The organism is Chenggangzhangella methanolivorans, from assembly GCF_042648545.1.
GTDB lineage: Bacteria > Pseudomonadota > Alphaproteobacteria > Rhizobiales > Methylopilaceae > Methylopila > Methylopila methanolivorans.
Genome location: NZ_JBHRXS010000025.1, coordinates 1 through 12,101, shown reverse-complemented (window position 1 = coordinate 12,101; position 12,101 = coordinate 1). Strand labels below are relative to the sequence as shown.

The following is a 12,101-nucleotide window of genomic DNA, read 5'->3' as shown; positions in this document are numbered from 1 at the left end:
CCGTCGCGTCAGCGCCGCTCATGAACTAACATTCCAACCGGACCACTCGATGGGGGCCGGCCAGATGATAGCCGGAGTTCTTGGCAGCGCCGAATGCTGTTGCTTTTCGTCGGTGCCCATACCGAAGTAAAGTCCAAGCGATCGGCACGGCTGTGCAAGCGATCGTACCATTTCCCTTCTGGTTAGGGGCGAAGCGGCAGCGACTTTGCAAAGACCTCGCGCGTAGGCCTAGTCAAGCTTGAGGCATCCCAGTCACCGTCTTGGCGATTCCGATGGCCGGCCCCTCGATTCGGTGAAAGCCTCGGCGAACCGACCCGCGAGGAAGTCGACGAACACCCGGACCTTCGGCAACGGGTAGCGGCTGGCCGGCCAAAGGAGGCCCAGCGTGCCGGTCTCGGTGGCGTCCGGCAGGATCCCAACGAGCGTGCCGGCGGCCAACTGCCGGCGCACGACCGGCTCGGGAAGGAACGCGATTCCATGGCCCTTCTCGGCCAGAAACACGAGAGGGTCCTGCGCGTTGGCCGCGACCGTCGTCGGGAGGGACAGGCCTTCCGGGCCGGCCTCGGCCGGCCAGGGCACCAGCTTCCCCGTCTCCACGTAACGCTGGCGAAGGCAGCGGTGGCCGGCGAGATCCTGCAGGGTCGCCGGTGTGCCGCGGGCGTCGAGGTAGGCCCGCGACGCGACCAGGCGCCATTCGAAGCGTCCGAGCCTGCGGTGCAGCAACCGGCTGTCCTTTGGCTCCCCCGAGCGCACGACCACGTCGAATCCTTCCTCGATCACGTCGACGAAGCGGTCCCCGATGTCGATGTCGAGCTCGATCCCGGGATGTGTCTCGGCGAAGTCCGCCACCACCGGCAACAGCAGCCCCGAGGCCATGGGCAGGCTGACCTTTAGCCTGCCCCTTGGGGTGGCACGGGCATGCGTGAGTTCCGCCTGCGCCGCTTCGAGCTCGGCCAGGATGCGGCGGCAACGGTCGAGGAACAGCACGCCCTCCTCGGTCAAGGTGACCGACCGGGTCGACCGGTGGAACAGCCGGACCGCGAGTTGCTCTTCGAGACGCTGGATCGCCTTGCCGATGGCGGAGGCGGTTAGGCCAACCTGTTGGCCAGCGAGTTTGAAGCTCCGCTTCTCCGCCGCGTGCACGAAGGCCTGCATCGCGCTGAGGCTCTCCACGGTTACGGCCATGAGCGAATTCCGTTCCGCAGTGTTGTGAATTAAAGAATATTTATCGCCGCCGCGAACGGAGTTAGTCAATGGGTCACCGTCATCGAGTCAGGACCCATGACCGACCTGTTCACCCCCTTCGACCTCGCGGGGCTCCGGCTTCCGAACCGCATCGTCATGCCGCCGCTCACCCGCTCGCGCGGGCCGGAGGACGCCGCCACCGAGCAGGTGGCGCTCTACTACACGCAACGGGCAACGGCCGGCCTCATTGTCGCCGAGGGCTCGCCGATCTCGAACGAGGGCCAGGGCTACCTCCATAACCCCGGCATCTTCACCCGCGCCCAGGTCGAGGGCTGGCGCCTCGTCACGGACTCGGTCCACGCCGCGGGCGGCCGTATGTTCCTGCAGGTCTGGCACGTCGGGCGGATCTCGCACACCTCCATCCAGGAAGGCGGCCGCGCGCCCGTCAGCGCCACCGGCCGCACCGCCGAGGGCTCGATGGCCTTCGGGCGCAACGAGCGGGGCGAGCCTGACTTCGTCGCGGTGTCGAAGCCGCGCGCGCTCGGGACGGACGAGGTTGGGCGCGTGGTCACTGATTTCGCCAGGGCCGCGCGCAACGCCATGGAGGCTGGTTTCGACGGCGTCGAGCTGCACGCCGCAAACGGCTACCTGTTCGACCAGTTCCTGAACCCGCTCATCAACGACCGCACCGACCGGTATTCGGCCGCGACCCTCGAAGGGCGCCTGCGCTTCACGCTGGAGGTCGTCGACGCGGTGGCCGACGCGGTCGGGCCCGGCCGCGTCGGCATTCGCCTCACGCCCTACGGTACGATCAATTCGGTCCCGCCCTTCGACGAAACCGAGGACACCTTCGCCGAGCTCGGGCGCGAGCTCGGTCGCCGCCGCATTGCCTACATCCACGTCATGGACCAGACGGGCTTCTTCAACACGCCCGAGGGCCAGAAGCCCACGAGCGAGGCGATCCACGGGTTGCTCGGACGGTGGCGGCGGGACGCCCCGGGGGTGGCGCTAATGCTCGACGGCGGCCTGACCAAGGCGCGCGCCACCAAATTCCTCGCCGACGGCCTGATCGACCTTGCCGGGTTCGGGCAGCCCTTCATCGCCAATCCGGATCTCGTGGCGCGGCTGCGCAACGACTGGCCGCTGACGAAGGCGGACCGGGCGACCTTCTACACCGGCGGCGCCAAGGGCTACGTCGATTACCCACCGTACCGTCCGGAGGCCGCCGCCAAGGCCGCCTGAGACGACGCGAAACCCTTTTTCGGACACCTCAAGCATCCCGGGAGCGAGCGATGCCGCGCTATGACGAATTCAAGGACAAGGTCGCCCTGGTCACCGGGGCGGGATCGGGCATCGGCCGGGCGACCGCGCTCGCTTTCGCCGAGCAGGGCGCCCGCGTGGTCGTCGGCGACATTCGCGCGGAGGCCGGCGAGGAGACGGTCCGGCTGATCCGGGACCGCGGCGGCGAGGCGACCTTCGTCCCGACGGACGTGAGCAAGGAGGCGGACGTCGCGGCCATGGTCGCGCGCGTCGTCGGGGCCTACGAACGCCTCGACTACGCCTTCAACAACGCCGGCCTGACCCAGAACTCGCAGCCGCTCGCCGAGCAGCCATCGGAGACCTACGACCGAGTGTTCGACGTGAGCGTTCGCGGCGTCTGGCTGTCCATGCGGGCGGAGATCGAGCAGATGCTCCGCCAGGGCGGCGGCACCATCGTCAACATGGGCTCGATGTCGTCCGTCGTCGGCATCGCCGGCCTGACGACCTACACCGGCTCCAAGCACGCCATTCTTGGCCTGACCCGCGGGGCGGCCCTTGACTACGCCCGGCAGGGCATCCGCATCAACGCGGTCGGTCCGGGCACCATCGACACCCCGATGATCCGCCGCTTCGTCGAGCTCGCTGGCACGGAATCAGTGATGGACCCGATCCGCGCCGCGCATCCGGTCGGCCGGATGGGCCGCGCGGAGGAGGTCGCGGCGGCCGTGCTGTGGCTCTGCTCGGACGCCGCCTCTTTCGTCGTCGGCCACATGCTGATGGTCGACGGAGGCTACTCCGCCCAGTAGCGGGTCACGCCCCCTCCGATGCGGGCCCTCGGACGCCCGGCGTTCGCGGGCCCGGACAAGGCTCGTCGGTGGTCACCCGCTTGCACTCCCCGGGGGCGACTGGCGCGCACCCTGTCCCCCTGGATGGTTCGTGCCCGCCCTTGGTCGAAGCTCGGCGGCCGCGGCGCCCGTGCCCGATCCTGCGGGCGCGGAATGGAACGGGCTAATCGTGGCCACGGTCGGACGGGCAAGCGGCTCCGGCGGGCGGGTCGCCATTCCGTACGCCCGACAGGATCAGGCAAGACATCCGGCGGATCGGGCTAGGGGCCCGGAAGGCGCCGTTCCATCTCAAGGCAAGCCCGGACAATCCCGTTCGCGGCGTGAAACGACGGAGGTCAGCCGATGCCGACACGCGCGACGACGCTGCAGGTCAACGGCAGGGACATGACGTTCGAGATCGACCCGCGGGTGACGCTGCTCGACGCGCTGCGCGAGCACGCAGGCCTGACGGGAACGAAGAAGGGCTGCGACCAGGGACAGTGCGGGGCCTGCACCCTGCTCGTCGACGGCCGGCGCGTGCTCGCCTGCCTCACGCTCGCCGTGCAGGCCGAGGGCAGCGAGGTCACCTCCATCGAGGGGCTCGCCGGCGACGACGGCGGCATTCATCCGATGCAGGCGGCCTTCATCGAACACGACGCCTTCCAGTGCGGCTACTGCACGCCGGGCCAGATTCTGTCCGGCGTCGCCTGCATCCGCGAGGGCCATGCCGGCACGGACGACGAGATCCGCGAGTTCATGAGTGGCAACATCTGCCGCTGCGGGGCCTACCCGAACATCGTCGCCGCGGTCCGGGCCTGCGCCGGACGTCCCGGGACGGAGGCGGCGCGATGAGGGCGTTCGACTATCTCCGCGCCTGCGACCTGTCCGAGGCCCGACGGCGCGGCGGCGAGCCTGATGCGCGGCTGCTCGCCGGGGGCACCACGCTCCTCGACCTGATGAAATGCGGGGTGGAGCGACCGTCCACGCTCGTCGACATCGGCCGGCTCGACGGCCTCGACGGGATAGAGGTCGCGAACGACGCGGTCCGCATCGGCGGCCTCGCGCGCATGAGTCGCGTCGCCGACCACCCCGGTATACGGGAAGCGGCGCCGGCGCTGTCCGAGAGCCTATGGCAGGCCGCCTCGCCCCAGATCCGCAACATGGCGACCGTCGCGGGCAACGTCCTCCAGCGGACGCGCTGCACCTACTTCCGCGACGTCGGCGGCAACGCCCGATGCAACAAGCGGTCGCCCGGGTCGGGTTGCGCTGCCATAGAGGGCATCCACCGCAACCACGCGATCCTCGGCACGAGCGATGCCTGCATCGCGACCTACCCCGGCGACCTCGCGGTGGCGCTGGTCGCCTTCGACGCGTCCCTCCGCATCGAGGGTCCGCGGCCCAGGTCCGTCCGGGTCGAGGACTTCATCCGCCTCCCCGGCGACCGCCCCGACCTGGAGAACGACCTCGCGCCGGCTGAGGTGGTGGTCTCGGTCGAGATCCCGGTCACCCCGGCCCTGCGGCGGTCGCGCTACCTGAAGGTCCGGGATCGCGCCTCCTATGAATTCGCCGCGGCGAGCGCGGCGGTCGGGCTCGATCTCGAACCGGACGGCCGCACGATTCGCGACGCCAGGGTCGCCCTTGGCGGGGTCGCCACGCGGCCCTGGCGCGCCCGCAACGTCGAGGCGGCCCTGCGGGGCCGGACCTTCGACGAGGCAACGGTCCGCCGGGCGGCGGCCCTCGCCGTCGAAGGTGCGCAACCCCTCCGACATAACGCCTACAAGGCCGTCTTGGCGCCGCGGGTCGTCGCCCGCGCGCTGATCGAAGCGGAGACCCGGGCATGAACGACCTCCTCCGGCACGGCATCAGCCGCCGCGCGCTCCTCGGCACCGTGACCGCCGGCGCGGCCGCCGCGGCGCTTCCCGCCCGCGGCTTGGGCAAGCGACCGGCGAGGGCCGCCCTCGCCGGCCTCGGCGCGGCGCCGCCGCGGGCCGACGGTTTCTTGAAGGTGAGCGGTCGCGCGACCTACGCGGTCGAGCATCGCATGGAGCGGCTGGCCCACGCCGTGATCGTCCAGTCGACGGTGCCGGCGGGTCGGGTGGTCGGGACGGAAACAGGGGCGGCGCGCGCCGTGCCAGGGGTGCTCGCGGTGTACACCGTCGGCGCCGCGCCCAGGATCGCGAAGGCCGAGGTCTTCTCCAAGGGAGGCGCTGCGACCGAGAACTTCCTCCCCCTCCAGGACGACCTCGTCCGCTGGAATGGGCAGCATGTCGCCCTCGTGGTCGCGGAGACCTTCGAGCAGGCGACCGAGGCGGCCGCGCTCGTCCGTGTCGAGTACCAGGAGAGCAAGGCGGTCGTCGATCCGGAGGCGGCCGGAGCCGGAAGGACGCCCCTGGACAAGCTGTCGGTCGCCTGGGGCGACGCACAGGCCGCGCTCGACGCCGCCCCCGTCAGGGTCGAGGGCGTCTATACCACCCCCCGCGAGTACAACCTGCCCATCGAGCCCCACGCCTGCATCGCGGCCTGGGAGGGCGATAGCCTGACGGTCTGGGAGCCGAGCCAGTGGGTGGCCGGTGCCCGCAGCATCATCGCCGACTGGATGCGCGTCGGCGTCGAGAAGGTCAGGGTCGTCTCGCCCTTCGTAGGCGGCGCCTTCGGCTGCAAGGTCTCGCCGCACCCGCACGTGGCACTCGCCTGCGCCGCGGCCCGCGAGATCGGTCGTCCGGTCAAGCTCGCCCTGACGCGGCCGCAGACCTTCACCGGCTACGGCGGACGCCCGCGCACGCACCAGCGCCTCTCGCTCGGGGCTGACCGCAACGGCCGGCTGGTCTCCGTCGTTCACGATGGCTGGAACGAGACGGCCATCGACGACGTGCACGTCGAGCCCTGCAACGCCGTGACCCCAATCATGTACGCCGTGCCGAACCTCGCCTCCCGGCACAGCCTAGCGCCGGTGAACACCGTGAACCCGGGCTGGTTCAGGGCGCCCGGGGAGAACCCGAGCGCGTTCGCCATCGAGACGGCGATGGACGAGCTCGCCCACGCGCTTGGCATGGATCCGCTCGAACTCCGACTCCGGAACTACGCCGAGTTCGACCAGCAGGCGAAGCTTCCCTGGACGACCCGCAGGCTGAGGGAAGCCTACGCCGCCGGCGCGGAGGTCTTCGGGTGGTCGCAGCGCTCCCATGAGCCCCGCTCGATGCGCGAGGGGCGTGAGCTCATCGGATGGGGCATGGCCTCGGGGACCTACCCGGTCCGGCGCAGCGCCGGCGACGCGGAGGTCGTCGTAAAGGATGACGGCTCGGTGGAGGTGCGCAGCGCCGGCATCGACATGGGTACCGGCACCTACACGATCCTGGCGCAGGCCGCGGCCGAGGTCCTGACGATGCCCGCCGGACGAGTGAGGGTCGTGCTCGGTGACACGGACCTTCCGCTCGCCCCGCTCGCCGGCGGGTCGCAGCTCGCGAACCTCCTCGTCGCTGCCGTCGACAAGGCGGCACGCGCTGCGCGAGAGCGGCTGCTGGACCTCGCCGCCAACGATCCCCGCTCGCCGCTCTCGGGGGCCCGCGCGAACGATTTGGTGCTGTCCGACGGGCACGTGCGGCCCGCGAGGAACGCCTCGAAGGGCATCTTCGTCGGCGACCTGATCAGGGCGCTCGGCGACGGTCCGCTGGTCGCGCGCGCCGACACGTTCAAGCCGGGAGCGACCGAGGACGACCGGCGGCTGACCAACCAGACCTTCCAGCGCATGATCGCGCCGACGGACGGCGGCGTCTCCGCTCATGCCTGGAGCGCGCAGTTCGTCGAGGTCCGGGTCGACGAGGATTTCGGCACGGTGCGGGTGCGGCGCATGGTCGGCGCGTTCGACAGCGGCCGGGTCTACAACCCGCGCCTCGCCCGCAGCCAGTGGATGGGCGGCATGATCATGGGCTTGGGGCAGGCGCTGCTGGAGGAAGGGTCGACCGACCCGCGCACCGGCCGCATCGTCAACGCGAGCCTCGCGGACTACCTGGTCGCGGTAAACGCCGACGTGCCCGAGATCACGACCCTGTCGGTCGGGGTGCCGGACCTGACGGCCACCGCGCTGGGCGGCAAGGCGGTGGGCGAACTCGGGATCGTGGGCGTCGCCGCGGCCATCGGCAACGCGGTGTTCCACGCCACGGGCCGGCGTGTCCGGGACCTGCCCATCACGCTTGAGAAGCTGATAGCCTGAGGACCGTGGGGCGGGAGGGCTCGCGATGGTGCCGGAGACGACCGGGGAGGACGGAACGGAGGCGGCCCGGACCAGGATCGCCGCCATCGTGCGGCGGCACCTCGGTGGGGAGATGTCGCGCGACACCGTCGTCCCGGGACTGTCCATCCACGGGAAGACCGCGGCGATGGAGCCAGGCTCCTACCTGTACGAGCCGTCCTTCGCGTTCATCGCGCGCGGGGCGAAGCGAGTTGTGCTCGGCCAGGAAACCTACGTCTATGACGAAGGGCGCTTCCTGCTCACCGCCGTCGGCCTGCCGACCGTCGTGCAGGTCATCGGCGCCAGCGCCGAGAATCCCTACCTCTCGCTGAAGCTCGACATTGACCTGGAGATGGCGCGGGGCCTGATCACCGAGGTTGACCTGCACGTCTCCGGGGCCTCGGTCGCTGGCGCCGGCCTCGCGGTCGGACCGGTGACGCCGGCCCTGGTGGCGGCAACCTTGCGCTTGGCGGAGTTGCTCGACGCGCCGGGGGACGTTCCCATCCTTGCCGGTTCGGTGCAGCGGGAGATCCTCTACCGCGTGCTGACGAGCCCGGTCGGCGGCCGCCTCCGGCAAGCGGTCCGCCTCGGCACCCAGACCAACCGCGTCGCCGCGGCCATCCGCTGGATCAGGGAGAACTACACGGCGCCGCTTCGCATCGATGACCTGGCCGATGCGGTCGGCATGGGCGAGTCGACGCTTCACCACCATTTTCGGGCGCTGACCGCTATGAGCCCGCTGCAATACCAGAAGCTTTTACGTCTTCACGAGGCGCGCCGGCTGATGCTGGCCGAACATGCCGACGCTGGCGTCGCGGCCCACAAGGTCGGCTACGAAAGCGCGACTCAGTTCAGCCGCGAGTACCGCCGGATGTTCGGGACGCCGCCAAAACAGGACGTCCGTGCAATTCTTTCACCTCACATGGCCGTGCCACCAGCGTAAACGCTTCGAGTGACCCAGTTTGGCGCGCTATAGCCCCTGGCGAGCGCGGATCAGCCCCACAAGCTGCCGTAGCCCCGGCGGCGACTGCCGGCGGCTTGGATAATACATGGCGAAGGGCGGACCCGTGGACGTCCAGTTCGCCAGCACGACCTCGAGCCGTCCCTCACGGGCCTCGTCCTCAATCCGCCGTTCGAGGCAGTAGCAGAGCCCGACGCCGTCGAGCGCGGCCGCTACGCTCGCTTCGGTTTCGTTGGCAGTGACGGGCCCGCCAACGTCGATCCTGACCAAGGCGTCGCCGTCGCCGAGCTCCCACGGGAATATCGTGTCGTCGCCGACCCGCATCCGAATGCAGGAATGGCGGCGGAGATCTTCCGGCCGCTCCGGCCGGCCGTGGTTGTCGAAATAGACGGGCGAGCCAGCCACGACCCAGCGCAGCTCCTTCGTCAGCGCGACCGCGACCATGTCCATCGGCACGCTCGTGCCGTAGCGCACGCCTGCGTCGAAGCCGGCGGCGACGATGTCGACCGGGCGGTCGTCGACAATGATGTCGAGGTGGATCTGCGGGTGCTTCTCCGCGAATTCCGCCAGCACGGGGCCCACGACGAGCCGCGCCGCGTCGCGCGGCATGTTGAGCCTTAGGGTTCCGATGGCGGCCCCGCGATAGGCCTCGAGGCCTGCGAGCGCCTCGCTGATCTGCCCGAAGCTTTCGGAGAGCCGGGCCGCGAGCTCGGCGCCCGCCTGCGTCGGCGCGACCGAGCGGCTGGTGCGGTTGAGCAGCCGGACCTCCAGCCGATCCTCGAGCTTGCGCATCACATGGCTGAGCGCCGACGCCGTGACGCCGAGCTCGATCGCAGCCGGCCGGAAGCCGCCGTGCCGCAGGATCGTCAGGAAGACGTTGAGGTCAGCGAGATCGGATCGGGACAGCGAAACCATCGACGCGCCTCCGACGCTCATCGCGTCGTTGAGCATAACTCATTGATACCTGGGTTCCAATCAACGATGGCCCGCGCCACGTTTCGCCCATGCCGCGAGCCGACGCCGCGGCTCAACTGGAACCGAGGAGAAGCCCATGCCCGGCCAAAGCCAGCCCGGCCCGAGCGACCGCAGGGATTTTCTGAAGATGACCGCCGCCGCGATGGCGGGCGCGTTCGCCGCGCCGTCGTTCGCCCAAGCTGCAACCGACATTAAGGGAGGCCCCGCCATGGCCCCGACCAACCGAGCCAAAGAGATCTTCAAGCCGCAGTTCGCCTTCGGGCTCGGCGGCGTGCCGCTCGGCAACGAGTTCAACAAGATCACCGACCGAGAGGCGGAAGCGACGCTTCAGGCCGCGTGGGACGCCGGGGTCCGCTACTTCGACGTGGCGCCATGGTACGGTTTCGGGCTCGCTGAACGTCGCTTCGGGCAGTTCCTGCACAACCAGCGGCGCGAGGACTACGTGCTCTCGTCCAAGGTCGGAAAGCTGTTCCGGGCGTCGAAGACCAACCGCCACGCCGACATCTTCCCGCTGTCGGGTTCGCCCAACGACGTCTCCTACGACTACACCGCCGACGGCGTCCGCCGCTCGATCGAGGACACGCTGCAGCGCATGGGCGTCGACAGCCTCGACGTCGCCTTCGTGCACGACGTCTCGCCGGACTTTCCCTACTTTCCAAACGGCTGGGAGGAGCAGTTCGAGACCGCCCGCAAGGGCGCGTTCCCGGCGCTGTCGCGCATGCGCGAAGAGGGGATCATCAAGGCCTGGGGCGTCGGCGTGAACCGTCCGGAGCCGATCCTCAAGGTTATGGAGGTCGCCGATCCGGACGTGTGCCTCTGCGCCTCGCAATATTCGCTGATCGACCATTCGAACGCGGTCAGGGAGCTGTTCCCGGCTGTGCGCGAGAAGAAGGTTTCGTTGGTGATCGGCTCGGCGCTCAACGCCGGCTTCGTGTCGGGCAGCCCGCGCTACAATTACGGGCCGCAGAACCACCGCATCGCGCCGGCCCATATCGAGAAGCGCGAGAAGCTCCGCTCCGTCGCCGACCGGCATGGCGTGGACCTGAGGTCGGCCGCGTTGCAGTTCTCGGCAGTGCCCGACGTGGCGGTCTCGCTGGTGGTGGGCGCGAGTTCCGACCAGCAGATCCTCGCCGACTACAACTCGATGCAGGCCAAGATCCCGACCGAGTTCTGGCAGGAGCTCAAATCCGCGGGCCTCATCGAGCGCGACGCCACGCTTCCGGCCTGACGGCCTGACCGGCCCGGGACGACCCTTCCGGGCCTCTCATTGCGACATCGGCCGCGTCTTGCGGCCTCAACCGAAACAGCTCCGCGCGCACAGGCGCCGAGGACCAAGCCCGACTGTGCCTTCGCGCCGGGCAAGGAGACTTTTCATGACCCCGCTTCGTACCCTAACGCTCGCCGCCGCGACCGCGGTCGCCCTGACGGTCCCGTCGCTCGCCGAGGACATGCGCGTCGCGAAACCCTTCCTCGACCTTGGGTCCGAGATCAACACCCCGGACGGTCTCGGCATGGCCCCGGACGGGACGCTGATCCTGTCGGTCCCGAACTTCAACAACGACCACCTGCTCGAGACCAAGGCGATCGCCAAGGCCTCGCCGCCCTTCATGGCGGCGATCGGCAAGAATGATCGCCTGACCCGCTGGTACGAGTTCAAGCCCGCCGATCTGCACCCGAAGACCGGCCGCGTCGGCCCGATGGACAACGCTTTCGGGCCGGACGGCAACCTCTATGTCACCGACATGCAGGTGTTTTACGGCGAGAACATCTCGCGCATCCTCCGCATCGACGTCCGCGACGGCAAGGCGGTCGGATCGACCGTCGTGGCCGAAGGCTTCGGAGCCTCCAACGGTCTCTACTGGCGCGGCGACACGCTGTTCGTGACGGACAGCAAGATGGCCGCGAGGGGCAAGGGCCGCGAAGGCGGGCCGCTGACGAGCGGAGTCTATGCGCTCACCCTTGCCGAGATGAACAAGGGCCCGATCAGCATCGCGCCCTATGACGCCAAGAACCCCGATCCGCGGCTCGTCCACGCTTTCTCGTCCGACAACCACATGGGCTTCGGCGCGGACGGCGTAACGGGCGACGATCAGGGGGCGCTCTACGTCTCGGTGATCGAGGAGGGCCGCATCTACAAGCTGGCGCTCGACGGCGCGAACAAGGCGACGGACGTGAAAGCCTTCGCCGAAAGCCCGGAGATGACGTCCTCGGACGGCCTTGTGTTCGACGAAAAGCGCCGCGTGATCTACAGCGCCGACTTCCTCGGCAACGCCATCCACGCCGTCGACATGTCAGGCAAGGTCACGACGCTGCAGAAGAACGGTGACGTCACGGGCGAGGACGGACGCCTCGACCAGCCGGCCGAGGTTATCATCCGCGGAAATCAGCTCATCGTGGTCAACATGGACATGGCCTGGGCGACGCCGGGGCTGTCGGTCAACACGAAGGTCGACGGGAAGAACAACCTGTCAATGATCGACCTGCCGGCGTCGAGATAAAGGCGCGACGCTCGGTGCAAATCGATAGCGCGGAGCGTCGGCTTTCCGAGAGTGTGGGAACTTCCGTTATTGGCGCTCCGCGGCTGTGCGCCTCTGAGCGCGGATGACCCATATGTATGGACCGGCTGCTGTTCGCAACTGAGGCGTGCTGGTGCGGAAGTCGCTGATAT

At 69.2% G+C, this 12,101-nt stretch carries 10 protein-coding genes; 8 read left to right on the top strand and 2 right to left on the bottom strand.

The features are described from left to right. Positions 1-252 precede the first annotated feature (252 nt). A complete protein-coding gene (locus ACFOWB_RS26325; RefSeq protein ID WP_261402087.1) occupies positions 253-1,185 on the bottom strand; it encodes a LysR family transcriptional regulator in 933 nt (310 codons plus the stop codon). A 96-nt stretch (positions 1,186-1,281) separates the two neighbouring features. On the opposite strand from ACFOWB_RS26325, the gene ACFOWB_RS26320 reads away from it, so the two are divergent. The 6 genes from ACFOWB_RS26320 to ACFOWB_RS26295 all read left to right on the top strand — a co-directional run bounded on the left by ACFOWB_RS26320 (position 1,282) and on the right by ACFOWB_RS26295 (position 8,440). Continuing rightward, on the top strand, positions 1,282-2,427 hold the full coding sequence (locus ACFOWB_RS26320; protein WP_378150327.1) for an alkene reductase: 1,146 nt from the start codon (positions 1,282-1,284) through the stop codon (positions 2,425-2,427). Between the two features lie 50 nt (positions 2,428-2,477). Next, the gene (locus ACFOWB_RS26315) at positions 2,478-3,251 is read left to right on the top strand and encodes an SDR family oxidoreductase (protein WP_261402089.1); all 774 of its coding nucleotides are present in this window, start codon (positions 2,478-2,480) and stop codon (positions 3,249-3,251) included. A 381-nt stretch (positions 3,252-3,632) separates the two neighbouring features. Beyond that, positions 3,633-4,121, top strand: a complete 489-nt coding sequence (locus ACFOWB_RS26310; protein ID WP_261402090.1) for a (2Fe-2S)-binding protein — start codon at positions 3,633-3,635, stop codon at positions 4,119-4,121. After that, positions 4,118-5,110, top strand: coding sequence for an FAD binding domain-containing protein (locus tag ACFOWB_RS26305; protein ID WP_378150324.1), 993 nt, complete (start codon positions 4,118-4,120; stop codon positions 5,108-5,110). The genes ACFOWB_RS26310 and ACFOWB_RS26305 overlap by 4 nt, the downstream gene beginning before the upstream one ends. Beyond that, positions 5,107-7,479, top strand: coding sequence for a xanthine dehydrogenase family protein molybdopterin-binding subunit (locus tag ACFOWB_RS26300; protein WP_378150322.1), 2,373 nt, complete (start codon positions 5,107-5,109; stop codon positions 7,477-7,479). Before ACFOWB_RS26305 ends, ACFOWB_RS26300 begins: the two co-directional genes overlap by 4 nt. Positions 7,480-7,504: 25 nt before the next feature. Then, entirely contained in the window at positions 7,505-8,440 is a 936-nt protein-coding gene (locus ACFOWB_RS26295) for an AraC family transcriptional regulator (protein ID WP_261402091.1), read from the top strand. A gap of 27 nt (positions 8,441-8,467) precedes the next feature. Here the strand turns inward: ACFOWB_RS26295 and ACFOWB_RS26290 are convergent, their stop codons facing one another. Continuing rightward, positions 8,468-9,373, bottom strand: a complete 906-nt coding sequence (locus tag ACFOWB_RS26290) for a LysR family transcriptional regulator (protein ID WP_261402092.1) — start codon at positions 9,371-9,373, stop codon at positions 8,468-8,470. Between the two features lie 136 nt (positions 9,374-9,509). On the opposite strand from ACFOWB_RS26290, the gene ACFOWB_RS26285 reads away from it, so the two are divergent. Both ACFOWB_RS26285 and ACFOWB_RS26280 read left to right on the top strand, forming a co-directional pair. Then, complete coding sequence (locus ACFOWB_RS26285; RefSeq protein ID WP_261402093.1) at positions 9,510-10,661, top strand: aldo/keto reductase; 1,152 nt, start codon at positions 9,510-9,512, stop codon at positions 10,659-10,661. Between the two features lie 145 nt (positions 10,662-10,806). Further along, the gene (locus tag ACFOWB_RS26280; RefSeq protein ID WP_261402094.1) at positions 10,807-11,931 is read left to right on the top strand and encodes a hypothetical protein; all 1,125 of its coding nucleotides are present in this window, start codon (positions 10,807-10,809) and stop codon (positions 11,929-11,931) included. Positions 11,932-12,101: the final 170 nt, after the last annotated feature.